Annotated in this window: 36 protein-coding genes and 1 pseudogene; 35 read left to right on the top strand and 2 right to left on the bottom strand. The window is 63.4% G+C overall.

The annotated features are described in order from the left end of the window. Nucleotides 1-127 precede the first annotated feature (127 nt). The 26 genes and pseudogenes from E3T34_RS02900 to E3T34_RS03025 all read left to right on the top strand — a co-directional run bounded on the left by E3T34_RS02900 (nt 128) and on the right by E3T34_RS03025 (nt 15,042). Nucleotides 128-358, top strand: coding sequence for an Rv0909 family putative TA system antitoxin (locus E3T34_RS02900; RefSeq protein ID WP_134511889.1), 231 nt, complete (start codon nt 128-130; stop codon nt 356-358). 228 nt (nt 359-586) lie between these two features. After that, a complete protein-coding gene (locus E3T34_RS02905; RefSeq protein WP_134342139.1) occupies nt 587-1,180 on the top strand; it encodes a hypothetical protein in 594 nt (197 codons plus the stop codon). 534 nt (nt 1,181-1,714) lie between these two features. After that, on the top strand, nt 1,715-2,023 hold the full coding sequence (gene rpsJ, locus E3T34_RS02910) for a 30S ribosomal protein S10 (RefSeq protein WP_035834607.1): 309 nt from the start codon (nt 1,715-1,717) through the stop codon (nt 2,021-2,023). Nucleotides 2,024-2,031: 8 nt separating this feature from the next. Next, the gene (gene rplC, locus E3T34_RS02915) at nt 2,032-2,691 is read left to right on the top strand and encodes a 50S ribosomal protein L3 (protein WP_104100970.1); all 660 of its coding nucleotides are present in this window, start codon (nt 2,032-2,034) and stop codon (nt 2,689-2,691) included. A gap of 4 nt (nt 2,692-2,695) precedes the next feature. Beyond that, nucleotides 2,696-3,346, top strand: coding sequence for a 50S ribosomal protein L4 (rplD, locus tag E3T34_RS02920; RefSeq protein ID WP_104100969.1), 651 nt, complete (start codon nt 2,696-2,698; stop codon nt 3,344-3,346). Further along, a complete protein-coding gene (rplW, locus tag E3T34_RS02925; RefSeq protein ID WP_104100968.1) occupies nt 3,346-3,648 on the top strand; it encodes a 50S ribosomal protein L23 in 303 nt (100 codons plus the stop codon). Before rplD ends, rplW begins: the two co-directional genes overlap by 1 nt. A 25-nt stretch (nt 3,649-3,673) precedes the next feature. Continuing rightward, nucleotides 3,674-4,513, top strand: a complete 840-nt coding sequence (gene rplB, locus E3T34_RS02930; protein WP_104100967.1) for a 50S ribosomal protein L2 — start codon at nt 3,674-3,676, stop codon at nt 4,511-4,513. A 9-nt stretch (nt 4,514-4,522) separates the two neighbouring features. Then, nucleotides 4,523-4,804, top strand: coding sequence for a 30S ribosomal protein S19 (gene rpsS / locus E3T34_RS02935; protein WP_104100966.1), 282 nt, complete (start codon nt 4,523-4,525; stop codon nt 4,802-4,804). A gap of 26 nt (nt 4,805-4,830) precedes the next feature. Then, a complete protein-coding gene (rplV, locus tag E3T34_RS02940; RefSeq protein ID WP_104100965.1) occupies nt 4,831-5,196 on the top strand; it encodes a 50S ribosomal protein L22 in 366 nt (121 codons plus the stop codon). Further along, entirely contained in the window at nt 5,196-5,957 is a 762-nt protein-coding gene (rpsC, locus tag E3T34_RS02945; protein WP_104100964.1) for a 30S ribosomal protein S3, read from the top strand. Before rplV ends, rpsC begins: the two co-directional genes overlap by 1 nt. A gap of 2 nt (nt 5,958-5,959) precedes the next feature. Beyond that, complete coding sequence (gene rplP, locus E3T34_RS02950) at nt 5,960-6,379, top strand: 50S ribosomal protein L16 (protein ID WP_104100963.1); 420 nt, start codon at nt 5,960-5,962, stop codon at nt 6,377-6,379. Further along, a complete protein-coding gene (rpmC, locus tag E3T34_RS16805; protein WP_134342141.1) occupies nt 6,379-6,717 on the top strand; it encodes a 50S ribosomal protein L29 in 339 nt (112 codons plus the stop codon). The genes rplP and rpmC overlap by 1 nt, the downstream gene beginning before the upstream one ends. A gap of 2 nt (nt 6,718-6,719) precedes the next feature. Next, the gene (rpsQ, locus tag E3T34_RS02960; RefSeq protein ID WP_104100961.1) at nt 6,720-7,019 is read left to right on the top strand and encodes a 30S ribosomal protein S17; all 300 of its coding nucleotides are present in this window, start codon (nt 6,720-6,722) and stop codon (nt 7,017-7,019) included. Nucleotides 7,020-7,052: 33 nt separating this feature from the next. Then, entirely contained in the window at nt 7,053-7,421 is a 369-nt protein-coding gene (gene rplN, locus E3T34_RS02965) for a 50S ribosomal protein L14 (RefSeq protein WP_104100960.1), read from the top strand. 3 nt (nt 7,422-7,424) lie between these two features. Next, nucleotides 7,425-7,784 carry a 50S ribosomal protein L24 gene (gene rplX / locus E3T34_RS02970; protein WP_104171759.1) on the top strand — a complete coding sequence of 120 codons (360 nt, stop codon included), beginning with the start codon at nt 7,425-7,427 and terminating at the stop codon, nt 7,782-7,784. After that, nucleotides 7,784-8,386, top strand: a complete 603-nt coding sequence (gene rplE, locus E3T34_RS02975; RefSeq protein WP_104100958.1) for a 50S ribosomal protein L5 — start codon at nt 7,784-7,786, stop codon at nt 8,384-8,386. Before rplX ends, rplE begins: the two co-directional genes overlap by 1 nt. 118 nt (nt 8,387-8,504) lie before the next feature. Beyond that, on the top strand, nt 8,505-8,903 hold the full coding sequence (rpsH, locus tag E3T34_RS02980; protein WP_104100957.1) for a 30S ribosomal protein S8: 399 nt from the start codon (nt 8,505-8,507) through the stop codon (nt 8,901-8,903). A 6-nt stretch (nt 8,904-8,909) separates the two neighbouring features. Then, complete coding sequence (gene rplF / locus E3T34_RS02985; RefSeq protein WP_104100956.1) at nt 8,910-9,446, top strand: 50S ribosomal protein L6; 537 nt, start codon at nt 8,910-8,912, stop codon at nt 9,444-9,446. A 2-nt stretch (nt 9,447-9,448) separates the two neighbouring features. After that, on the top strand, nt 9,449-9,820 hold the full coding sequence (rplR, locus tag E3T34_RS02990; protein ID WP_134342143.1) for a 50S ribosomal protein L18: 372 nt from the start codon (nt 9,449-9,451) through the stop codon (nt 9,818-9,820). Continuing rightward, the gene (gene rpsE / locus E3T34_RS02995; RefSeq protein WP_369827970.1) at nt 9,817-10,527 is read left to right on the top strand and encodes a 30S ribosomal protein S5; all 711 of its coding nucleotides are present in this window, start codon (nt 9,817-9,819) and stop codon (nt 10,525-10,527) included. The genes rplR and rpsE overlap by 4 nt, the downstream gene beginning before the upstream one ends. Further along, the gene (gene rpmD / locus E3T34_RS03000; RefSeq protein WP_174235710.1) at nt 10,527-10,709 is read left to right on the top strand and encodes a 50S ribosomal protein L30; all 183 of its coding nucleotides are present in this window, start codon (nt 10,527-10,529) and stop codon (nt 10,707-10,709) included. Before rpsE ends, rpmD begins: the two co-directional genes overlap by 1 nt. After that, complete coding sequence (rplO, locus tag E3T34_RS03005; RefSeq protein WP_104100954.1) at nt 10,709-11,266, top strand: 50S ribosomal protein L15; 558 nt, start codon at nt 10,709-10,711, stop codon at nt 11,264-11,266. The genes rpmD and rplO overlap by 1 nt, the downstream gene beginning before the upstream one ends. A 98-nt stretch (nt 11,267-11,364) precedes the next feature. Beyond that, nucleotides 11,365-12,687 (top strand): preprotein translocase subunit SecY, encoded by a 1,323-nt coding sequence (secY, locus tag E3T34_RS03010; protein WP_104171762.1) that lies wholly within the window; start codon nt 11,365-11,367, stop codon nt 12,685-12,687. Further along, nucleotides 12,684-13,256 (top strand): annotated as a pseudogene (locus E3T34_RS03015) (adenylate kinase); the annotation flags it as partial. The gene secY and the pseudogene E3T34_RS03015, both read left to right, overlap by 4 nt. A gap of 157 nt (nt 13,257-13,413) precedes the next feature. Beyond that, nucleotides 13,414-14,244, top strand: a complete 831-nt coding sequence (gene map, locus E3T34_RS03020) for a type I methionyl aminopeptidase (RefSeq protein WP_134342146.1) — start codon at nt 13,414-13,416, stop codon at nt 14,242-14,244. A gap of 468 nt (nt 14,245-14,712) precedes the next feature. Beyond that, nucleotides 14,713-15,042, top strand: coding sequence for a PTS sugar transporter subunit IIB (locus E3T34_RS03025; RefSeq protein ID WP_104171764.1), 330 nt, complete (start codon nt 14,713-14,715; stop codon nt 15,040-15,042). Nucleotides 15,043-15,055: 13 nt separating this feature from the next. Here the strand turns inward: E3T34_RS03025 and E3T34_RS03030 are convergent, their stop codons facing one another. Beyond that, on the bottom strand, nt 15,056-16,978 hold the full coding sequence (locus E3T34_RS03030) for a BglG family transcription antiterminator (RefSeq protein ID WP_134342148.1): 1,923 nt from the start codon (nt 16,976-16,978) through the stop codon (nt 15,056-15,058). Nucleotides 16,979-17,159: 181 nt separating this feature from the next. Here E3T34_RS03030 and E3T34_RS03035 point away from each other — a divergent pair, with 181 nt between their 5' ends. The 9 genes from E3T34_RS03035 to rplQ all read left to right on the top strand — a co-directional run bounded on the left by E3T34_RS03035 (nt 17,160) and on the right by rplQ (nt 23,482). Continuing rightward, nucleotides 17,160-18,635 carry a PTS mannitol transporter subunit IICB gene (locus tag E3T34_RS03035; RefSeq protein ID WP_134342150.1) on the top strand — a complete coding sequence of 492 codons (1,476 nt, stop codon included), beginning with the start codon at nt 17,160-17,162 and terminating at the stop codon, nt 18,633-18,635. Continuing rightward, nucleotides 18,632-19,072: a PTS sugar transporter subunit IIA gene (locus E3T34_RS03040; RefSeq protein WP_104100948.1), complete on the top strand. Its 441-nt coding sequence runs from the start codon at nt 18,632-18,634 to the stop codon at nt 19,070-19,072. The genes E3T34_RS03035 and E3T34_RS03040 overlap by 4 nt, the downstream gene beginning before the upstream one ends. After that, the gene (locus tag E3T34_RS03045) at nt 19,069-20,220 is read left to right on the top strand and encodes a mannitol-1-phosphate 5-dehydrogenase (protein ID WP_134342152.1); all 1,152 of its coding nucleotides are present in this window, start codon (nt 19,069-19,071) and stop codon (nt 20,218-20,220) included. Before E3T34_RS03040 ends, E3T34_RS03045 begins: the two co-directional genes overlap by 4 nt. Nucleotides 20,221-20,375: 155 nt before the next feature. Then, nucleotides 20,376-20,597: a translation initiation factor IF-1 gene (gene infA / locus E3T34_RS03050; RefSeq protein WP_055965022.1), complete on the top strand. Its 222-nt coding sequence runs from the start codon at nt 20,376-20,378 to the stop codon at nt 20,595-20,597. 66 nt (nt 20,598-20,663) lie between these two features. Beyond that, nucleotides 20,664-20,777 (top strand): 50S ribosomal protein L36, encoded by a 114-nt coding sequence (rpmJ, locus tag E3T34_RS03055; RefSeq protein WP_035834639.1) that lies wholly within the window; start codon nt 20,664-20,666, stop codon nt 20,775-20,777. A 151-nt stretch (nt 20,778-20,928) separates the two neighbouring features. Next, on the top strand, nt 20,929-21,303 hold the full coding sequence (gene rpsM / locus E3T34_RS03060; RefSeq protein ID WP_104100946.1) for a 30S ribosomal protein S13: 375 nt from the start codon (nt 20,929-20,931) through the stop codon (nt 21,301-21,303). A gap of 44 nt (nt 21,304-21,347) precedes the next feature. Next, the gene (gene rpsK / locus E3T34_RS03065) at nt 21,348-21,746 is read left to right on the top strand and encodes a 30S ribosomal protein S11 (protein ID WP_022883249.1); all 399 of its coding nucleotides are present in this window, start codon (nt 21,348-21,350) and stop codon (nt 21,744-21,746) included. 184 nt (nt 21,747-21,930) lie between these two features. Next, a complete protein-coding gene (locus tag E3T34_RS03070; protein WP_104100945.1) occupies nt 21,931-22,920 on the top strand; it encodes a DNA-directed RNA polymerase subunit alpha in 990 nt (329 codons plus the stop codon). A gap of 46 nt (nt 22,921-22,966) precedes the next feature. Further along, nucleotides 22,967-23,482 carry a 50S ribosomal protein L17 gene (gene rplQ, locus E3T34_RS03075; RefSeq protein ID WP_104100944.1) on the top strand — a complete coding sequence of 172 codons (516 nt, stop codon included), beginning with the start codon at nt 22,967-22,969 and terminating at the stop codon, nt 23,480-23,482. 93 nt (nt 23,483-23,575) lie between these two features. Here rplQ and E3T34_RS03080 read toward each other — a convergent pair. Next, on the bottom strand, nt 23,576-23,735 hold a 160-nt coding region (locus tag E3T34_RS03080), incomplete at its 5' end, for an integrase core domain-containing protein (RefSeq protein ID WP_166785824.1).

Raw genomic sequence — 23,735 nt, forward strand, 5'->3', positions numbered from 1 at the left:
CAGAAAATGGGGTCGGTCCTTCGGGGCCGGCCCTTTTTTCGTGCCCGACTTGCGGGGCCAGTTGATCCCGAATCGCCCAGGAACTAGCCTTGACATGAACCTCAACAGCCCCAGATCGGAGCACCCCGTGAATTTCAACGACATCAGCCGCAAAGCGCAGGAGTTCCTCAAAACAGAGAAGGGCGAGAAGATCGCCGACAAGATTCTCGACGGGGGCGCCGCCGCCGCGAACAAGGTCACCGGCAACAAGCACGCCGACAAGATCAAGGATGCCCGAGCGGCGGCGGACAAACACCTCGGTCGCGGGGACGGTCCGACCGACCGCGACGCTCGAGGCACTGGCCCCGACGGCAGGTAACCGCTGGTCGAGCTCACTTCGGTGACCGAGCGCACCGTGGCGCGGGTCGTGCGCCGGTTCGCGCGTGGCATGCCACCTGCGAACGGGTCCGCGGCTGTCCTGTGGGGACTCCCCACTCTCGCCGGCTGACCGCCCGAGGTCCAGTCCCTCCCCGAACGCACCCGCGGCGGACGCTCGACGCCGGGTATCCGCAAGCATGCATTGGGACTCGACACGCGGGATATCGCCGTGGTGAACGGACTCCCGGTCACCAGCGTCGAACGCACGGTCGTCGACCTCGCCGCCACTCTGGATCTGAAGTCCGCGGTCGCCATGGCCGACCGCTCCATTGCGGTGGATCGCAGGGGGCGCATTCTGCCTCTGACCACCAGAGCCAGGCTGCTTGAGACCTGGGAAGGGTTGCTTCCCTTCCGCGTGTCCGTGCGGGCGCGGGCCGTGATCGACTTCTCTTCGACGCTGTCCGGTTCCCCCAACGTGTCCGGAAGCCGCGTCAACGTGGCGCTGAACGGATTTCCGGAGCCGGTGCTGCAGCATCCGTTCGTCGTCGAAGGCAAGACCGTCTTCACGGACTTCTACTGGATCGACGAGAACTCGGTGGGGGAGGCCGACGGCAAGGGCAAATACTTCGACCCCGTGTTGCGAGGCGATCGCACCACCGCCGAGGTGTTCTACGACGAGAAACGCCGTGACGATGGCGTGCGGCACCAGGTGCACGCGTTCACCCGGTGGGACTTCCCGGTCGGGATGAGTCAGAGTCGGCTGCGCACTCGGCTGCTGCAGTTGGGGCTGCCGTTCGGGCGCCCGCGACTCCAGTTTCGGTGAGGTGCCGGTGGTGCGCGGGTGTTGCGCCGCTGCGCTGGTGGCGTGCCCCGCGCGGAGCGGCGCAGCACTCGCGCGAGGCGTGAATGGCGGCGGCGACGCGCCCGGGGCGAGAGCCGGCCGAGCCGCGGAACGACGCGGATGTGGCGACACGCCGCCCGCGACACGCCCGGGTTGCACAATGACCCAACCCTGTGGCAGACTCTTCTAGTTCAACACTTTCGACTGCCGCGCTGCACGCGGTGTCGGGATCACTGCCAGGCAGTGCATAGCTTGTGCCGTTCGCCGTAAAAGGCGCCAGGTGCACAGTTAGGCCGCGGGTAGCAGAACATAGCTCAAACCAACAGCCGGGACAGCTGGGTAAATCCATGCCTTCCCCCACGCGCGAGTGTGGAGAAGCGGGTTGGCTCGGCATGACCGCTCCGCGGCCCTGCCGAAATTGACAGATGAACAGTGGTGCGACAGCAGCAGTGCTACTACGGCGTCCAATGCAGCCCCTCGGGATGTACGAAGCCTTGACAAGAAAGCGAGTTCGACATGGCGGGACAGAAAATCCGCATTCGACTTAAGTCGTATGACCACGAGGTCATCGACATCTCGGCGCGCAAGATCGTCGACACAGTGACCCGCGCGGGTGCGACTGTCGTCGGCCCCGTGCCGCTTCCGACCGAGAAGAACGTGGTGTGTGTCATCCGTTCCCCTCACAAGTACAAGGACAGCCGGGAGCACTTTGAAATGCGCACCCACAAGCGTCTGATCGACATCATTGACCCGACCCCGAAGGCTGTCGACTCGCTCATGCGTCTCGACCTGCCGGCCGACGTCAACATCGAGATCAAGCTCTAGGGCCCGCGATGTCTTACTCAGATACCAAGACCACCAAGGGTCTCCTCGGCAAGAAGCTCGGCATGACGCAGGTGTGGGATGAGAACAACAAGCTCGTTCCCGTCACCGTCATCGAAATCTCGCCCAACGTTGTCACCCAGATCCGCAGCAAGGACATCGACGGTTACGCCGGCGTCCAGATCGCTGCCGGGGCCATCGATCCGCGCAAGGTCAACAAGCCTTCCGCCGGACACTTCGAAAAGGCAGGCGTCACGCCTCGCCGCCACCTCACCGAGCTCCGCACTGCGGATGCCGCTGACTACACCCTGGGTCAGGAGCTCACCGTTGACGGTGTGTTCGCTGCCGGTACCAAGGTCGACGTCATGGGCACCAGCAAGGGCAAGGGTTTCGCCGGTGTTATGAAGCGTCACAACTTCAAGGGTGTTTCCTCCTCTCACGGTTCGCACCGCAACCACCGCAAGCCCGGTTCCATCGGTGCTTCCTCGACCCCGAGCCGTGTCTTCAAGGGCATGCGCATGGCCGGTCGTATGGGTGGCGAGCGCGTCACCGTGCTGAACCTCAAGGTTCACGCCGTGGATGCCGAGAAGGGCCTCCTGCTGGTCAAGGGTGCCGTTCCCGGCGCCAAGGGCCGCCTCGTATTCGTCCGCAATGCAGTGAAGGGAGCCTAGTCGTATGACTACCTCACTCGATCTCATCGACGCCAAGGGTAAGAAGGCCGGCTCCGTCGAGTTGCCCGCCGAAATCTTTGACGTTCAGACCAACGTCCCGTTGATCCACCAGGTCGTCGTCGCGCAGCTCGCTGCCGCACGTCAGGGAACTCACAAGACCAAGCGTCGTGGCGAGGTTTCCGGTTCCGGCCGCAAGCCGTTCAAGCAGAAGGGAACCGGTCGCGCTCGTCAGGGCTCGATCCGCGCCCCTCAGATGACCGGTGGTGGAATCGTCCACGGACCGACCCCGCGTAACTACGAACAGCGCACCCCCAAGAAGATGATCGCGGCAGCACTGCGTGGATCCCTTTCCGACCGCGCCCGTGGCGACCGCCTGCACGTCGTGACCGCACTCTTCAGTGCCGAGACGCCCAGCACCAAGGGCGCCATCGAGCTGCTCAGCCAGATCGCCAGCAGCAAGCACGTGCTGGTCGTCCTGGAGCGCACCGACGAACTGACGCTGCGCAGCATCCGCAACCTGCCGACGGTGCACGTTCTGCCGTGGGACCAGCTGAATGCCTATGACGTTCTCGTCAGCGACGACATCGTCTTCACCAAGGGCGCGTTCGACGCGTTCGTGGCGAGCAAGACCAAGAAGGAAGAGGTGTCCGCATAATGGCTACCCCGATCAACAAGGATCCCCGCGACGTCATCATCGCTCCGGTCGTCTCTGAGAAGAGCTATGGCCTGATCGACGAAGGCAAGTACACCTTCATCGTGGACCCGCGCTCGAACAAGACCGAAATCAAGCTCGCGATCGAAAAGATCTTCAAGGTGGAGGTCGCTTCGATCAACACCATGAACCGCATCGGCAAGACGCGTCGCACGAAGTTCGGTCAGGGCAAGCGCAAGGACACCAAGCGTGCCATCGTCACGCTCAAGTCCGGTTCCATTGACATCTTCACGGCCGTCGGCTAAGCGGCGCGGACTAGAGGAATAAGAAATGGCTATTCGTAAGTTCAAGCCCACGACTCCCGGTCGTCGCGGTTCATCTGTTGCAGACTTCGCAGAGATCACCCGCTCCACGCCGGAGAAGTCCCTGCTTCGCCCCCTGTCCAAGACCGGTGGCCGTAACAACCAGGGTCGCATCACCACCCGTCACATCGGTGGTGGACACAAGCGCCAGTACCGTCTGATCGACTTCCGTCGTAACGACAAGGACGGCGTCAACGCCAAGGTTGCTCACATCGAGTACGACCCCAACCGCACGGCGCGCATCGCGCTCCTGCACTTCATGGACGGCTCCAAGCGCTACATCATCGCCCCGAACAAGCTGAACCAGGGCGACATCGTAGAGTCGGGCGCCGGCGCTGACATCAAGCCCGGCAACAACCTGCCGCTGAAGAACATCCCGACCGGTACCATCATCCACGCGGTCGAACTGCGTCCGGGCGGTGGCGCCAAGATGGCCCGCTCCGCCGGATCATCCGTTCGCCTCGTTGCGAAGGATGGCATCTACGCCCAGCTGCGCCTGCCGTCCGGAGAAATCCGCAACGTCGACGCCCGCTGCCGCGCCACGATCGGCGAGGTCGGCAACGCCGAGCAGTCGAACATCAACTGGGGTAAGGCCGGCCGGATGCGCTGGAAAGGCGTTCGCCCGACCGTTCGTGGTGTCGCCATGAACCCGGTTGACCACCCGCACGGTGGTGGTGAGGGTAAGACGTCCGGTGGACGTCACCCCGTCAGCCCTTGGGGCCAGAAAGAAGGGCGTACCCGCCACCCGAACAAGGAAAGCGACAAGCTCATCGTTCGTCGCCGTACCGTCGGCAAGAAGCGTAAGTAGGAGTAGACGATGCCACGCAGTCTCAAGAAAGGCCCGTTCGTTGACGACCACCTGCTTCGCAAGGTTGTCAAGGCGAACGAAGCCAGCAGCAAGAACGTAATCAAGACCTGGTCGCGCCGTTCGATGATCATCCCCGGCATGCTCGGGCACACCATCGCCGTGCACGACGGACGCAAGCACATCCCGGTGTTCGTCACCGAGAGCATGGTCGGGCATAAGCTCGGCGAGTTTGCGCCCACCCGCACCTTCCGTGGACACGTGAAGGACGACAAGAAGGGCCGTCGCCGCTAACGCGGGGACGTGAAGGAGGATAAGAAATGGTGGAGTCGATCGCACGCGTGCGTCACATCCGCGTTACCCCCCAGAAGGCTCGTCGCGTTGTCAACCTGATCCGCGGCAAGCAGGCCTTCGAGGCCCTGGGAATTCTGAAGTTTGCGCCGCAGGGCGCGAGCGACCCGGTGTACAAGCTGGTTGCCTCGGCAATCGCCAACGCGCGAGTCAAGGCTGATGCAGCCAACACCTTCCTCGACGAGCAGGACCTGTTCGTCAGCCAGGCGTTCGTTGACGAGGGTACGACCCTCAAGCGTTTCCAGGCCCGTGCACAGGGTCGCGCATTCCAGATCAAGAAGCGCACGAGCCACATCACGGTTGTGCTCGCCACTCCTGAGGAGGGTACGAAGTAATGGGTCAGAAAGTAAACCCCTATGGCTTCCGTCTGGGAATCACGACCGACCACGTGTCGCGTTGGTTCTCTGACAGCACGAAGCCGGGCCAGCGTTACAGCGACTTCGTCGCTGAAGACGTCAAGATCCGCCGCCTGTTGAGCACCAGTCTCGACCGCGCCGGCGTGTCCCGCATCGAGATCGAGCGCACTCGTGACCGCGTTCGCGTCGACATCCACACCGCCCGTCCGGGCATTGTGATCGGTCGCCGCGGCGCGGAGGCTGAGCGCATTCGCTCCGACCTCGAGAAGCTCACCGCCAAGCAGATCCAGCTGAACATCCTCGAGGTGAAGAACCCCGAGGTCGACGCTCAGCTGGTCGCTCAGGGCATCGCCGAGCAGCTCTCCGCTCGCGTGGCATTCCGCCGCGCGATGCGTAAGGGCCTGCAGGGTGCCCAGCGCGCCGGTGCCAAGGGTGTTCGCATCCAGGTCTCCGGTCGCCTGGGTGGCGCCGAAATGAGCCGTTCGGAGTTCTACCGCGAAGGCCGTGTGCCCCTGCACACTCTGCGCGCGAACATCGACTACGGGTTCTACGAAGCCAAGACCACCTTCGGCCGCATCGGCGTGAAGGTCTGGATCTACAAGGGCGACATCACCAACAAGGAACTCGCTCGCGAGCAGGCCAACGCTAAGTCGACCCGCCCCGAGCGTCGTGACGACCGACCGCGTCGTGCGCCCCGTGCAGAGGCAGCGGCACCGGTTGCAGCAGGAGTTGAGGCATAACCATGTTGATTCCACGCAGAGTCAAGCACCGCAAGCAGCACCACCCGGGCCGTACCGGCCACGCAACCGGTGGTACCGAGCTGTCGTTCGGTGAGTACGGCATCCAGGCCCTCACGCCCGCCTATGTGACCAACCGTCAGATCGAGTCCGCTCGTATCGCGATCACCCGTCACATGAAGCGCGGCGGCAAGGTCTGGATCAACATCTACCCGGACCGCCCGCTCACCAAGAAGCCGGCCGAAACCCGCATGGGTTCCGGTAAGGGTTCCGTCGAGTGGTGGGTTGCCAACGTCAAGCCCGGTCGCGTGCTTTTCGAACTCAGCGGTGTCACTGACATCGTCGCAAAGGAAGCGCTGACCCGCGCTATCCACAAACTGCCCTTGAAGGCACGCATCATCAAGCGCGAGGAGGGCGACGCATAATGGCGATCGGATCCAAGGAGCTCGCCTCAGTCGAGCTCGACACTTTTGAAAACGAGCGGTTGTTCGATGAGCTGAAGAAAGCGAAGGAAGAACTCTTCAACCTTCGCTTCCAGTCGGCCACCGGCCAGCTCGAGAGCCACGGCCGCCTCCGCGCGGTCAAGCGCGACATCGCTCGCATCTACACGGTTCTCCGTGAGCGCGAGTTGGGCATTCGTCCGACTCCCGCACCAGTCGAGGCTCCGGCCAAGGCTGAGAAGAAGACCAAGAAGGCCAAGCCTGCAGTGGAGTCCGTCGACGACTCCGCTGCGGCCGACGCCGCCCAGACGAAGGAGGCCTAGTCATGGCGAAGACTGACGAAAAGGTCGTCGCTGCCGAGGCTGAGGCTCTCGTTCGCGGCTACCGCAAGACGCTGCGTGGTTACGTGACCAGCGACAAGATGGACAAGACCATCGTTGTCGAGGTCGAAGACCGCGTGAAGCACCCCCTGTACGGCAAGGTCATCCGCCGTACGTCCAAGCTGAAGGCTCACGACGAGGCGAACATCGCCGGCGTCGGCGACCTGGTCCTGATCAGTGAGACCCGTCCGCTCAGCGCCTCCAAGCGCTGGCGCCTGGTCGAGATCCTCGAGAAGGCCAAGTAAGCCTCGCGCTTACTTGATAGAAGGGTATAAAAAGTGCTTCAGCAAGAATCACGACTCAAGGTTGCCGACAACACGGGTGCCAAGGAGCTGTTGACCATTCGCGTGCTCGGCGGCTCCGGCCGTCGCTACGCAGGCCTCGGCGACACCATCGTCGCCACGGTCAAGGACGCGATCCCGGGCGGCAACGTCAAGAAGGGCGACGTCGTCAAGGCCGTCGTCGTTCGCGTCAAAAAGCAGACCCGTCGTTCAGACGGTTCGTACATCAAGTTCGATGAGAACGCCGCAGTGATTTTGAAGAACGAAGGTGACCCCCGCGGCACCCGAATCTTCGGACCGGTCGGTCGCGAGCTTCGCGACAAGAAGTTCATGAAGATCATCTCGCTGGCACCGGAGGTTATCTAAATCATGGCCAGACTCAAAAAGGGTGACCTCGTAGAGGTCATCACCGGCCGCACCCAGGCCCGCGGCGGAGACCGTGGCAAGCAGGGCAAGGTCATTGCCATCCTGGTGGAGAAGAACAGGGTCCTCGTTGAGGGCATCAACTTCGTCACCAAGCACGTTCGCGTGGGCCAGACCCAGCGCGGCACCAAGACCGGCGGCATCGAGACCATGGAGGCGCCGATTCACGTGTCCAACGTGGCCCTCGTCGACCCGGAGACCAAGAAGCCGACTCGCGTCGGATTCCGCCTCGAAGAAGTAACGAAAGACGGCGTCACCAAGACAGTCCGCATCCGTTACGCCAAGAAGTCAGGGAAGGACCTCTGATGACCGACACTTCAGTTGCAGCAGCAGAAGCGCCCGTTGAGGCCGCCCTGCCGCGTCTCAAGCAGAAGTACCGCGATGAGATCATGGCCCAGCTCAGCAAGGACCTCGGCTTCACCAACGTTCACCAGATTCCGAACCTGGTCAAGATCGTTGTGAACATGGGTGTCGGCGAGGCAGCACGCGACGGCAAGATCATGGATGGCGCCGTCTCCGACCTCACCAAGATCACCGGTCAGAAGCCGCAGGTCACCAAGGCCCGTAAGTCGATCGCGCAGTTCAAACTGCGTGAAGGACAGCCCATCGGCACGCACGTCACACTTCGTGGTGACCGCATGTGGGAGTTCCTCGACCGGCTCCTGAGCCTGGCGCTTCCGCGCATCCGCGACTTCCGTGGTCTGAGCGACAAGCAGTTCGATGGCAGCGGTAACTACACCTTCGGTCTCACCGAGCAGGTCATGTTCCACGAGATCGACCAGGACCGGATCGACCGTATCCGCGGTATGGATATCACGGTTGTGACGACGGCCAAGAACAACGAAGAAGGCCGCGCGCTGCTCAAGGCGCTGGGCTTCCCGTTCAAGACGGCCGAAAACACCAAGTAAAGTAGCTCTTTGGCTCTTGTAGTACAAATCCGGGGCTGGACAACCGTCCAGCCCCACCACGACCAAGGTCGTCACCCGTGTAACGGATGAACGAAACCAGGCGAGAAAGGCACCACAAATGACAATGACAGATCCGGTCGCAGACATGCTGACCAGACTGCGCAACGCTAACTCGGCGTTCCACGACACCGTGTCCATGCCGCACAGCAAGCTCAAAGCGAACATCGCAGACATTCTCAAGGCCCAGGGTTACATCTCGGCGTGGGATGTCAAGGATGCAGTGGTCGGCAAGACCCTCACGCTCAACCTCAAGTTCGGTCCGAACCGCGAGCGTTCCATCGTCGGCATCAAGCGGGTTTCCAAGCCCGGCCTGCGCGTGTACGCGAAGTCGACCGAAATCCCCACCGTTCTCGGTGGTCTCGGCGTTGCCATCCTGTCCACCTCCAGCGGTCTGCTCACCGACCGCCAGGCTGAGAAGAAGGGCGTAGGCGGAGAAGTTCTCGCCTACGTGTGGTAGCCGACAATGTCACGTATTGGAAGACTTCCCATCCCGATTCCCGCGGATGTCACGGTCGCCACTGAAGGCCAGCGCGTCAACGTCAAGGGTCCGAAGGGCGAGCTCGCGCTCACCGTCGCGAACCCCATCGAGGTCAAGATCGAGGACGGCCACGTCGTCGTCACACGCCCGAACGACGAGCGCAACTCGCGTTCGCTGCACGGACTGACTCGCACGCTGATCGCAAACCAGATCATCGGGGTGACGGTGGGTTACACCAAGTCTCTCGAGATCGTCGGTACCGGTTACCGCGTCGCCCAGAAGGGCAGCTCGATCGAGTTCGCCCTCGGCTTCTCGCACCCGGTCCTCGTCGAGGCACCTGCCGGCATCACCCTCACCGTGGAGAGCGTCAACCGCCTCACGGTTGGTGGCATCGACAAGCAGGCTGTCGGCGAGGTCGCCGCCAACATCCGTAAGATTCGCAAGCCGGAGCCCTACAAGGGCAAGGGTGTGCGTTACGCCGGCGAGATTGTTCGCCGCAAGGCCGGAAAGAGTGGTAAATAACCATGGGTCTCGGAACTAGAGGTAAGAGCAAGGCCGCTGCCCGCGGACGCAGGCATGCACGTCTTCGCAAAAAGATCGAGGGGACCGCGCTTCGTCCGCGTCTCGTCGTGACCCGTTCGGCTCGCCACGTGTTCGTGCAGGTCGTCGATGACAGCAAGGGTTTCACCCTTGCTTCGGCGTCCACGCTCGAAGACGGTCTGCGCACCTTCGATGGTGACAAGACCGCCAAGGCCCGCAAGGTCGGCGAACTCGTCGCCGAGCGTGCGAAGGCCGCCGGCATCGACGCTGTCGTATTTGACCGTGGCGGAAGCAAGTACGCAGGACGCGTCGCTGCGATCGCCGATGGAGCTCGAGAGGGTGGATTGAACCTGTGAGCACTGAAACCGCTAGCACAGCAACCAAGGAGACCGTGGTGGCCGCAGAGGCACCCGTCGAAACCGCTGCCTCAACGGCACCTGCCCAGAACGAGCCTCGTGAGGCTCGTCGTGGCGGTCGTGAGCGCAACCCGAACAAGGACCGCGGAAGCCGCGATGCCGACAAGAGCCAGTTCCTGGAGCGCGTCGTCACCATCAACCGCGTTTCCAAGGTGGTGAAGGGTGGTCGTCGCTTCAGCTTCACCGCTCTCGTCGTCGTCGGTGACGGAAACGGCCTCGTCGGCGTCGGATACGGCAAGGCCCGCGAGGTGCCGACCGCCATTTCCAAGGGCGTCGAAGAAGCGAAGAAGAACTTCTTCCGCGTTCCCCGCGTCGGTCTGACGATCCCGCACCCCGTGCAGGGTGAAGCCGCAGCCGGCGTCGTCCTGCTGCGTCCCGCCGCCGCCGGTACCGGCGTTATCGCCGGTGGCCCGGTGCGCGCCGTTCTCGAGTGCGCGGGCATCCACGATGTCCTCAGCAAGTCGCTCGGTTCGTCGAACACCATCAACATCGTTCACGCCACGGTCGAGGCCCTGCACCAGCTCGAAGAGCCGCGTGCAGTCGCGGCTCGTCGTGGCCTCGCGTACGAAGACGTCGCTCCGGCGCGCTTCCTGCGTGCCGACGCCGCCGCAGCAGCAGCTGCAGCGGCAGCAAAGGCAGGTGCCTGATGGCTCGCCTCAAAGTGACACAGATCAAGTCCAAAATTAGTGAGAAGCAGAACCAGCGCGACACGCTTCGCAGCCTGGGTCTCAAGCGCATTGGCGCAGTCACGATTCGCGAGGACAACTCGCAGAACCGTGGCTACGTCAACACCGTTGCTCACCTCGTAAAGGTCGAGGAGATTGACTAATGGCTGACGAGAAGGAAGCTGCCACGGCAGCCGCCAAGCCCGCCACTGCACAGAAGGCAGCCCCCAAAAAGGCTGCCTCCGCCAAGGTCGCAGTGAAGGCTGCTCCGACCGAGAAGCGCGAGCAGGTTCTGAAGGTTCACCACCTTCGCCCCGCCCCCGGAGCCAAGAAGTCGCGCATGCGTGTCGGTCGTGGTGAAGGATCCAAGGGTAAGACCGCCGGCCGTGGAACCAAGGGTACGAAGGCGCGCTACAACGTGCGCATCGGGTTTGAGGGTGGCCAGATGCCGCTGCACATGCGTACTCCGAAGCTGCGCGGGTTCAAGAACCCGTTCCGCGTCGAGTACCAGGTCGTCAACCTCGAGAAGCTCGCCGAGCTTTACCCGAACGGCGGCGATGTAACCATCGCCGACCTGGTCGCCAAGGGTGCCGTTCGCGACAACGAGAAGGTCAAGGTTCTCGGCAATGGTGACATTGCGGTTAAGCTGAACATTGCAGTGGATAAGGTCTCCGGCTCAGCAGAGCAGAAGATCGTCGCTGCGGGTGGCTCAATCAAGTAAGTCCGTAGACGCTGAGCGAGCTTGTCGAGGCCACCAATCGAAATCTTTCGATGCTGGTCTCGACAAGCTCGTTTTTCACGTTATTAACTGGAGGCATTGTGTTCAGCGCCATCGCGCGGATATTCCGCACACCCGACCTGCGCAGGAAAATCGGGTTCAGCTTGGGTATCGTTGCCCTGTTCCGACTGGGCTCGTTCATCCCTGCCCCCTTCGTCGACTTCGGAAACGTTCAATCGTGTCTGGCGGCGAACCAGGACGCCAGCGGCCTCTATGAGCTCGTCAACCTCTTCAGCGGCGGCGCGCTGCTGCAACTGTCGGTCTTCGCGCTCGGCATCATGCCGTACATCACGGCCTCGATCATCGTGCAGCTCCTGCGCGTGGTCATCCCACATTTTGAGACACTGCACAAGGAAGGCGCGTCCGGACAGGGCACGCTCACCCAGTACACTCGGTACCTCACCATCGCCCTCGCGATCCTTCAGTCGACGACGCTGATCACGGTGGCCCGCAGCGGAGCGCTCTACGGCACGTCCGCCAGCGCCGAGTGCTCGCAGCTGCTCACCAACGACGCCTGGTACGCCATCATGCTCATGGTCATCACCATGACCGCCGGCACCGGCCTGATCATGTGGATGGGTGAGCTCATCACCGAGCGCGGCATCGGCAACGGCATGTCACTGTTGATCTTCACCTCGATCGCAGCCCTCTTTCCGGGATCGCTCGCCTCCATCGGGCAGCAGAAGGGCCTCGACATCCTCATGATTGTGATCGCGGTCGGTCTGGTCGTGGTCGCCGCGGTGGTCTTCGTCGAGCAGTCCCAGCGTCGCATCCCGGTGCAGTACGCCAAACGGATGGTCGGACGCCGCACCTACGGCGGGAACAACACGTACATCCCGATCAAGGTGAACATGGCCGGCGTCGTGCCCGTCATTTTCGCGTCGTCACTGCTGTACCTTCCGGCCCTGATCGCGCAGTTCAACCAGCCGGCGGCCGGACAGGCGCCGGCAGCGTGGGTCACCTGGGTCACCAACAACCTCACGCAGGGCAACGATCCGCTCTACATGGCGCTGTACTTCCTCCTCATCGTCGGATTCACCTACTTCTATGTCGCGATCACCTTCAACCCCGAAGAGGTCGCCGACAACATGAAGAAGTACGGCGGATTCATCCCGGGCATCCGTGCCGGTCGTCCGACCGCCGAGTACCTGGACTTCGTTCTCACCCGGGTGACGCTGCCCGGTGCCCTGTACCTGGGCCTGATCGCCCTGCTGCCGCTGATCGCGTTCTCCGCGATCGGAGCCGACCAGAACTTCCCGTTCGGTGGCGCCAGCATCCTGATCGTGGTCGGTGTCGGACTCGAGACGGTCAAACAGATCGACGCGCAACTCCAGCAGCGCCACTACGAAGGGCTTCTCCGATGACCCGTTTGCTGCTGATCGGCCCGCCCGGCGCGGGCAAGGGAACTCAGGCCGAGCGCCTGTCCGAGGCCTTCGACGTTCCGGCCATCTCCACCGGTGACATCTTCCGCTTCAACGTGAAGAACGACACCGAGCTGGGTCTTCAAGTCAAGGCGTTCATGGATGCCGGCGCGTACGTGCCCGATTCCCTCACCAACGCGATCGTGTCCGATCGGTTGCAGCAGCCCGACGCTTCCGGGGGATTCCTGCTGGACGGCTACCCGCGCACGCAGGAGCAGGTTCTGGAACTGGACCGGTTGCTGGAGGCCAACGGTGACGCACTTGACGCCGTCGTGCTGATCGTCGCCGACACCGAAGAGGTCGTCGCCCGACTCCTCAAGCGTGCCGCCGAGCAGGGGCGTGCGGACGACACCGCTGACGTCATCCGGCACCGCCTTTCCGTCTACGAGGAGCAGACATCTCCGCTGATCGACGTTTACTCCTCCCGCGGTCTCGTGGTCACGGTCGACGGCCTCGGCGCCGTCGACGAAGTGACCGGGCGCATCCTTGCGGCGCTGACCGGGCGCGGACTCTCCGTGCCCGTCACCAGCGTGCCCGTCACCAGCGTGCCCGTCACTAGCGTGCCCGTCACCAGCGTGCCCGTCACCAGCGGAGACGCAGCCAGCGCCTCCTAACCCGGTCGTGCACGCCCGGCGTGCGCGTCCTCAGCAGTTTGCAGAGATCTTCACGATGAGCCTTCGACGATCCATCTACAAGTCGCCGGCGCAGATGCGGTTGATGATCGCGCCCGGACTGGCCACGGCCGCATCCCTGGACGCGGCCCGGGCGGCCATCCGGGTCGGTGCGACCACCCTCGAGCTCGACGCGGCCGCCGAGGCGGCCATCGTGGCTCGAGGCGGCCTGCCGAACTTCAAGCTGGAGCAGGGCTACCACCACACGGTCTGCGCGTCCGTCAACGAGGATGTCGTGCACGGCATCCCGGGGGCTCGCGTGCTCGCCGCCGGCGACATCGTGTCGATCGACAGCGGTGCCATCATCGACGGCTGGAACGGCGACGCGGCCTTCTCCTTCGTGATTCCGGACCCGGCCCGGCCCGAGGTCGTCGCCGAGCGCGAGAAACTGTCGCACGTCACGGAGCAGTCGCTGTGGCACGGGATCGCCCGGCTCGCGGTGGCGCGTCACCTCAACGAGGTCGGCGATGCCATCGAGGACTACGTCGAGTCTCAGGGGGACTACGGAATCCTCACCGACTATGTCGGTCACGGCATCGGCCGGTCCATGCACGAGGCCCCGCCCGTGTTCAACTATCGCGTTCGCCAGAAGGGTCCGGACGTGAAGCCCGGTCTCGTGATCGCGATCGAGCCCATGGTCGTCATGGGGTCCATCGAGACGTTCGTGCGCGACGACGACTGGACCGTCGCCACCAGCGACGGCCTGGCCGCCGCGCACTGGGAGCACAGCGTGGCCGTGCACAAGGACGGCATCTGGGTGCTCACCGCCGCCGACGGCGGCGCTGCGGGGCTGGCCCCGCTCGGCATCACGCCCGTTCCGCTCCCGTAGCCGCACACGGCCCGAACCAGCCGCACACGGAACGTCGGATCTCACCGCACTGCGTGGACGCCGTTCCGCACGCGAAATGCCGTGCCGGATGCCAAACCAATTCGACGGAGATTTTGGGTCAAACACCCGTTTTCGTGCCCGAAAGCGGTGTTTTGGGCAGAATCTCCGTCGAATTCGTTCGGGGTGAGTCGACCCCGGGCTCCGGGCTCGTACGAGACGGCGGTTGCAGCGCGCATCCACCCCGCGCTGCGGTCAACTTCTCGCCTGTCCGAGAAATGGACCAATCGCCACTCACCCGCCACCCGCGATCGCCCCTCACCCGCGGCAATCGGAACCCGCTCCCGGAGCCACACACGGCCCGAACCAGCCGCGCTCGGGGGCGGGGATCTGGTCTCTCCGGGACTCCGGAGGCGGGAGGATGGAGAAGAGGGCAAACCGTCCGTCGCGGCTCAGGGAAAGAGCGATTCCATGAAGATTCTCATCGTCTGCGGTGCTGGCGCCTCCAGTGCCTTTGTTGCACATCGGGTTCGGCACACCGCCGCGGCCCGCGGCCTGGATGTCCACGTCTTCGCGGGGAGCGAATCGGATCTGCCGGCCTCCCTCGGCCCGGTCGACGTGCTTCTAGTGGGTCCCCACCTGGCACCCAGGTTTGAGAAGATCCGCCTTCAGGCCGTGCACGCCGGGGTCGGCATCGCCCTGCTGGAGGAGACCGTCTTCGCCTCGCAGAACGGCGACGAAGCTCTCGATGCCGCGATCTATGCGTACAAGACGCGTGACTGGGCTGAAACAAAGAAGTAGCCCGACCGGTGGCCTACTGGTCCATCAGGTGCACGAGCTCGTCGATGAAGGATGCGAAGTCCACCGACCGCTTGACCAGCCGCTGCACGTCGGCCCGGTCTGAGAAGACCTCCACGAACTGGTCGAAGACGGTCTGGAAGCTCTTGCGCCCGGCGGCGCTGAAAGCGACCATCGCCACCACGTTGACGCGGTTCTCGCCCCACGCCATGGGTGTGTCGTTGATCACGACGGCGATCGAGGTACGGATTGCCGTCATCGACATCGAGTGCGGCACCGCCACGTTGTCCGTGAACGCCGTCGACGACATGAGCTCGCGCTCGATCGCGCCGTCGATGTAGCTCTCGTCGATATCGCCGTGTGCGATCATCCGTTCGCCGAGAGCGCGGATCATCGCGGTCTCGTCAGCGGCGTGGAAGTTGTGCGCGAACAGGGACTCGTCGAAGAATTGCAGCAGCTCGTCCTTGAGAGCGGCGCGACGGCGAAGACGACGGATGCGGCTGGCGGCCTTCCGCACGCGGTCGATGTCGGCCTCGGTCAGGAACGGCTGGATCACGATGACGGCCTCGGCCGGCGACTGCGGTTCGATGGTGGAGAGCACGAGTTTCGCATCCAGGGCCTTCCAGTCGACGTCGCTGCGGGTTACCACCGACACAACTTCGAGCTCGTCACCGAGGACCCGCTCGATCCGTTCGCGCAGCAGCACGTGCATGTCGTAATAGTTCGGGCAGATCAGAGCGCACGTGACCAGGTCCTCGCGCCGGGACTGCTGCTGAAGGTGGGCACCGACGTGCATCGCGATGTACGCGATCTCATCGTCGTTGATCACGATCTGCTCCTGCCGCTGCAACTGGCTGGCGATGTAGACGGCGACCTCATAGATCATCGGGTAGGACGTCTTGATCGACCTGGTGAGCGGGTTGTGCGAGTACGAGCGGTCTGTCGCCCGGTTGATCAGGTTACGCACGTGCAGCGTGAGCCTCACTATGAAGTTCTCCTCCGCGAGGTCCAGCAGGAACTCGTCCCCGGCCTGGCCGACGATCCGGCGCACGGCGTCGAGATCTTCGGGGCGGACGAAGCTCTCGATCAGAACCTGCGCCGGCTGGTCCTGCCCGGGTGTGATCACCCGGGTCTTGAGCAGGAGTGCGATGTAGTCGAGGTCACCGACACCCAGTTCGACGTGGAAGTGGCGCACGATCAGCCCGGAGAGGGCGAGGGTCATCGCGTCGGGGGAGCCGACGGATGCCGCGGTCTCGGCCACCACGGGGGAGGTGCGCCTCGTGACCCGGTCGATGGCGATGGCGACATGGAGTAGAACGTCGTTGGTGCCGTACTCGTTGACGAAATACCCCTGCGAGTCGAGCATCGCGATCAGATCCGTCTTGAACTCTCCGAGGCTCTCGGAGGCGAACTCGCGCTGGATCGCCTCGAGTTCGAGCAGACCGCGCGAACTCTCCTCGCGGAACAGCCGGCTGAGCAGCCTCCGCCGGTCGGTCTCGGAGCCGGCGAGCGTGACCACGCTGCCGTGGCGGGTGAGCGTGAGCCCGGTGGCGGGCAGTAGCTGCCGCACCTTGGTCAGGTCGGAGTCGATCGTGGAGTCGCTGACGAACAGCTCGGCGGACAGAGCGTAGACGTCGAGCCCCTCGTGGGACTCCGTGAGCCGGCGCACCAAAGCGTAAAGGCGATCCGTCGGGGTCTCGGCTTCGTCCGAGTGAATGCGCCCCCTGGCGCGGAACACGGCGAACGCCTCGAGGTCCAGCCGGTACCCGGCCGGCCCCGACTCGATGATCTCGAGCGGCCCGGCTGCCAGTTTCAGGTTCGTGACGTAGCTGCGCACGGTTCGGGGCGTGACGCCCAGGAGGTCGGCAAGCTCGCCGGCGGTAACCCAGGCCGGTGTCTGCGACAGAAAATCCAGCATCCGTGTCTGTTTGTCGCTCATCGCATGAAACTCCCAAGTAAAAAGCAAGTCTCCCACGCCGCTCCCGGCCGGATCTCTGCCACGAGATTTCCGGGGGTGCGGAAAAGTCTCTGGTGGCCCCGCACGACCACCTTGGTCAGACTTGAATAAGTCGCAACGTGACGGGGCAACTCCTCATCGCATCCCTACGAAAGGCAGAGAAATGACGACGACGTCAGCTACCAAGACCAAGAGCGGAGGAACCCGTGTGCACGTTCAGCGCTTCGGAACCTTCCTCAGCGGAATGGTCATGCCCAACATCCCTGCATTCATCGCGTGGGGATTGATCACCGCATTCTTCATTCCGACCGGTTGGACCCCGAACGCGACCTTGGAAACGCTCGTCGGACCGATGATCGTGTACTTGCTGCCGCTCCTGATCGCCAACACCGGTGGCCGGATGGTCTACGGAACGCGTGGTGCGGTCATCGCCTCGATCGCGACCATGGGTGTCATCGTGGGCAGCGAGATCCCGATGTTCATCGGCGCCATGATCGTCGGCCCGGGATCCGCGTACCTCCTGAAGAAGCTTGACAGCCTCTGGGCCGGCAAGATCAAGCCCGGGTTCGAGATGCTGGTCGACAACTTCGCGTCCGGCATCCTCGGAATGATCCTCGCGCTGGGTGCGTTCTTCGGAATCGCCCCGCTCGTGACCGGGATCAGCAATTTCCTCGAGATGATCGTCGACTGGCTCGTCTCCAACAGCCTGCTGCCCATCGCCAGCATCTTCATCGAGCCCGGCAAGATCCTGTTCCTCAACAACGCCATCAACCATGGCGTGCTCACGCCGATCGGTGTGCAGCAGGTTGCTGAAAACGGCCAGTCGGTGCTGTTCCTGCTCGAGGCGAACCCCGGCCCCGGCTTGGGCATCCTGCTCGCCTTCTCCTTCTTTGGAGTCGGCATCGCACGGGCAAGCGCACCGGGCGCCATCATCATCCACTTCTTCGGCGGCATCCACGAGATCTACTTCCCGTACGTGCTGATGAAGCCGGCACTGCTCCTCGCCGCAGTCGGCGGCGGCATGACCGGTGTGGCCATCAACGTGGCCTTCGCAACCGGCCTGCGCGCCCCAGCCTCACCCGGCAGCATCATCGCTATCCTGATCCAGACCGCCCCGGGCAGCTACGTCGGCGTCATCCTCTCCGTCATCGGCGCCGCCACGGTGTCATTCCTGATCGCAGCCGTCATCCTCCGTGCCAGCCGCAAGCGCGACCTGACCGCCGGCGATACCGGTGACATGGCCGAGGCCATCGCCAAGACCGAAGCAAACAAGGGCAAGGCCAGCACCATCCTCGGCGGCCTCGGAGCCTCCGGCACTTCGGCCACCGCCGCTCGCCGTGTCAAGAACATCATCTTCGCGTGCGACGCCGGAATGGGCTCCAGCGCCATGGGCGCTTCGGTGCTGCGTAACAAGATCAAGAAGGCCGGTCTCGACGGCATCACCGTGACCAACCAGGCGATCGCGAACCTCGACGGCACGGCCGACCTGGTCATCACGCACCAGGACCTGACCGCCCGGGCCCAGTCGAAGTCTCCTGACTCGACGCATGTCTCGGTCGAGAATTTCATGAACAGCCCGAAATACGATGACGTCGTCGCCCTGATTCAGGGCCAGGCGGCCGAGGAGGTAGCGCGATGACCGACCGCATTCTGGAACTGGGCAACGTCGTGGCCGCGGGGTCGGCCACCACGAAGCTCGACGCAATCCGTGAGGCCGGCGCCCTGCTCGTCACCGCAGGCGCCGTGCGCGAAAACTACGTCGACTCGATGTTCGACCGCGAAGCCAGCGTCTCGACCTATATGGGAAATTTCCTGGCGATCCCGCACGGGACCAACGACGCCAAGGAGTCGATCGTCCGGTCGGCCCTGTCGCTCGTGCGTTACGCCGAACCGATCGATTGGAACGGCCAGCAGGTGCGTTTCGCCGTCGGGATCGCGGGGCTCAACAATGAGCACCTCGAAATCCTGCAGAAGATCGCGATCGTCTTCTCGGACGAGGACGAAGTGCAGAAATTGATTGACGCCGTCACAGCAGAGGACATCTTCATGCTCCTCGAGGAGGTAAACGCAGAATGAAGGCCATTCACTTCGGTGCAGGGAACATCGGCCGCGGATTTGTCGGCCTCCTGCTTCACGATGCCGGATACGAGGTTGTCTTCGCCGATGTGAATGTCTCCCTGATCGACGCTTTGCAGGCCGCCGGCAGCTACGCCGTGCACGAGGCAGGGGAAGTGTCGACCACCCGCGTGGTCGACACTTTCCGGGCCATCAACAGCGCCACGGATGAGGCCGTACTGATCGACGAGATCGCGACGGCCGATATCGTCACCACCGCGGTCGGCCCCACCGTCCTCCGCTTCGTGGCACCGGTCATCGCGGCCGGACTGGGGCGGCGGTCGGCCGAGTTGCCGCCCCTGGCCGTGATGGCGTGCGAGAACGCCATCAACGCCACGGATGTCCTCGCCGAACAGCTCTGGGCCAACGTGCCGGAGCCGGAGCGAGCGGCTGTGGCCGAGCGCGTCGTCTTCGCCAACACGGCAGTCGACCGCATCGTGCCCGGCCAGGCCGAGAGCGACGGCATCGACGTAACCGTCGAGGCCTTCTACGAGTGGGTCATCGAGCAGGGCGCCTTCAACGGCGCCGTGCCGGTCATCCCGGGTGCGACTTTCGTCGACAATCTCGCGCCGTATATCGAGCGCAAGCTGTTCACGGTGAACACCGGACACGCGACCGTCGCCTACCTCGGCGGTGTCGCCGGGGCTTCCAAGATCTCCGACGCGCTCCTGGTGCCGGCGGTGCTGGACGGCGTCCGAGCGGTGCTCGAGGAAACCTCGGCCCTGCTCGTGGCCAAGCACGGCCTCGACGTAGACGCCCAGCGCGCCTACCGGGAGAAGATCCTGGTGCGCTTCGCCAACCCGTCCCTGCCCGACACGGTAGAGCGCGTCGGCCGCCAGCCGCTGCGCAAGCTCAGCCGCCACGAACGGTTCATCGGCCCTGCCGCCGAGATCGCCGAACACGGCACCCGCCCGGTCGCGCTGCTCGCAGCCGTCGAAGCCGCACTCCGGTTCGACGTCGCCGACGATGAGCAGAGCGCCCTGCTGCAACGGATGCTGCGCGCCGAGACAGCCGAATCGTTCACCGCGTCGGTGTGCGGCCTGGACGCCGCGCATCCGCTGTTCGCCGACGTGGTCCTGGTCGTGGCCGCGGTGCAGAAGGCCCTCTGAGCGGAGAATCCCGCGAGGGATTATAGGGAAGAATTGCCAAAAGGCAACTCCGTACCATAGAATAAATCCTTGGTGTCTTGTGCGCACGTATGCGGCGTATCAGTGCACCACAATCCACGCACGACCAGCAATCAATACCCTAGCGATAGTGAGTTATGGCCAAAAAAGACGGTGTCATCGAAATCGAGGGCGCGGTAGTCGAAGCTCTTCCCAACGCGATGTTTCGCGTCGAGTTGAGCAACGGCCACAAAGTTCTTGCCCACATTTCAGGCAAGATGCGTCAGCACTACATCCGTATTCTCCCGGAGGATCGTGTGATCGTGGAGCTGAGCCCGTACGACCTGACTCGCGGCCGGATCGTTTACCGCTACAAGTAGAGAGTGCTGTAAGTAACGGCCCGAGGCGTTCCTGGGGTACGAAGACAGCGAATACAAGGACACACCATGAAGGTCAAGCCCAGCGTCAAGAAGATCTGCGACAAGTGCAAGGTCATCCGCCGTAATGGCAACGTGATGGTCATCTGCGAGAACCCTCGTCACAAGCAGCGTCAGGGCTGATCTCGACAGGCTCGATCACGGTCGAGTCGGTCGAGATGCAACTGAATACAGAAAATAGCAGCGCCGGGAACCCTTCGGGGGGACACCATCGGTTGGAGGCCGATGAACAGGCACTGTCACAGACCTCCACTCATATACAGGAGAAGCCACAATGGCACGTCTAGCCGGCGTTGATATTCCTCGCGATAAGCGCGTGGAAGTTGCACTGACTTACATCTTTGGTGTTGGCCGCACGAGGGCACTCAAGACCCTCGCCGACACTGAAATCGATGGAAACATCCGAGTCAAGGACCTGAGTGACGAGCAGCTCGTCGCCCTCCGTGACTACATCGAAGGAACCTTCAAGGTTGAGGGTGACCTCCGCCGTGAGGTTGCCGCTGACATCCGCCGCAAGGTCGAGATCGGCAGCTACGAGGGCATCCGCCACCGCAAGGGCCTGCCCGTTCGTGGCCAGCGCACCAAGACCAACGCTCGCACCCGCAAGGGCCCGAAGCGCACCGTAGCCGGCAAGAAGAAGGCGCGCTAGGCCTCGGCCTGGCCCGTCTCGCCTTTAGGATTCAGGAGAAATTCATGGCAGCACCAAAGTCGGCCGTTCGGAAGCCGCGCAAGAAAGAAAAGAAGAACGTCGCTGTGGGCCAGGCCCACATCAAGAGCACCTTCAACAACACCATCGTCTCGATCACTGACACCACCGGTGCGGTCATCAGCTGGGCGTCCTCGGGTGGAGTCGGCTTCAAGGGTTCGCGCAAGTCGACCCCGTTCGCCGCGCAGCTGGCTGCCGAGTCGGCTGCCCGCCAGGCGCAGGAGCACGGCATGAAGAAGGTTGACGTCTTCGTCAAGGGACCGGGATCGGGCCGCGAGACCGCGATCCGTTCGCTCCAGGCCGCCGGCCTCGAGGTCGGTTCGATCAACGACGTCACCCCCCAGGCGCACAACGGATGCCGTCCGCCCAAGCGTCGTCGCGTCTAACCAACCGGCATCTCGCCATCGGCCGGGCCCGTCACAAGACGGGCCCGGCTGTGGCGGGTCGTGGGGCATCACCCCTCCCTCGTTCGACGATGTGCTCGATTGTCGGGCTTGTCGAGAGACACACAACTCAAAACCTCGCCACGCAAGTGTCATATAGCGGACACTTAGCCGAAAGGAATCAACAGTGCTTATTGCACAGCGCCCCACGCTCACCGAAGAGAACATCTCGGAGTTCCGATCCAGGTTCGTCATCGAACCTCTTGAGCCTGGTTTCGGTTACACCCTCGGCAACTCGATGCGCCGCACCCTCCTGTCATCGATCCCCGGAGCCGCTGTCACCAGCATCCGGATCGACGGTGTGCTGCACGAGTTCAGCACCGTTCCCGGTGTCAAGGAAGACGTCACCGAGATCATCCTCAACATCAAGGGCCTCGTCATCTCCAGCGAGCACGACGAGCCCATCACCGCGTACCTGCGCAAGCAGGGTGCCGGCCAGGTCACGGCCGCCGACATCTCGGCTCCGGCCGGTGTCGAGGTGCACAACCCCGAGCTGGTCATCGCCACGCTGAACGACAAGGCAAAGTTCGAACTCGAACTGACCATCGAACGCGGCCGCGGCTACGTGTCGGCCACCCAGAACCGCAACGAGTACTCTGAGGCCGGCCAGATTCCGGTTGACTCGATCTACTCGCCCGTGCTCAAGGTGACCTACCGTGTCGAGGCAACTCGTGCCGGTGAGCGCACCGACTTCGACCGCCTCGTCGTTGACGTGGAGACCAAGTCGGCCATTTCGCCTCGCGACGCCATCGCATCCGCCGGTCGTACGCTGACCGAGTTGTTCGGTCTGGCCCGTGAGCTGAACACCGCCGCCGAGGGCATCGAAATCGGCCCCGCGCCGGTCGATGTCGTGCTGTCGACCGAGCTGTCGATTCCGATCGAAGACCTCGATCTGTCGGTTCGCTCGTACAACTGCCTCAAGCGCGAGGGCATCAACAACGTCAGCGAACTGGTCGCCCTCTCGGAGACCCAGCTGATGAACATCCGCAACTTCGGACAGAAGTCGGTGGATGAGGTCAAGGACAAGCTCGTTGAGCTCGGACTGTCCCTGAAGGACTCGGTGCCCGGATTCGACGGCGCCCACTTCTACAGCGGCTACGACGAAGAAACCATCTAAAGCAGTCGTTCAGACTGACTTTCGACTTTGATACTGGAGATAACCAATGCCTACCCCCACTAAGGGAGCCCGCCTCGGAGGCGGACCGGCCCACGAGCGCCTCATGCTCGCCAACCTGGCCGCATCCCTATTCACCCACAAGTCCATCAAGACGACCGAGACGCGCGCCAAGCGCCTGCGTCCGGTCGCCGAGCGACTGATCACCTTCGCAAAGAAGGGTGACCTGCACGCCCGTCGTCGCGTGCTTGCCACTATCGGCGACAAGACCGTCGTGCACGAGCTCTTCACCGAGATCGCACCTCAGGTTGCCCTTCGTGAGGGCGGTTACACCCGCATTACGAAGCTCGGCTTCCGCAAGGGCGACAACGCTTCGATGGTACAGATGGAGCTCGTTCTCGAGCCCGTCACCCCGAAGGTCAAGCGCTCCTTCGCCAAGGCTGCTTCCAAGCCCGCCGCGGCAGCGCCCGATGCCGAGGCTCCGGCCGAGGTCGTCGTCGAGGATGCTGCTGTCGAAGCTGACGTCGTCGAGGATGATGTCGCTGCCGCGGAGGAATCCAAGTAAGCACTCTGCGCTGTATCGGCTCAACTGAATCGCTGTGTTGAATTGAGAGGGGCCCGACTTCGGTCGGGCCCCTCTCTGTGCCCCGGCGACGGGCTAGCTGTTGTTCCCACTGACGTTGTGAGCACGGTTGATGGGTGATTTGCCGCCGATGCCTGTATGGGGTCTGTGGTGATTGTAGCTATGGATCCAGTCTTGGTAGGTGGCTGCTCGGGCGGCGTCTGAGTTGTAGTGGTGGGCGTAAGCCCATTCCGCG

The sequence above is a fragment of the Cryobacterium sp. TMT1-62 genome (genome assembly GCF_004403145.1).
Classification (GTDB): Bacteria; Actinomycetota; Actinomycetes; order Actinomycetales; family Microbacteriaceae; genus Cryobacterium; species Cryobacterium sandaracinum.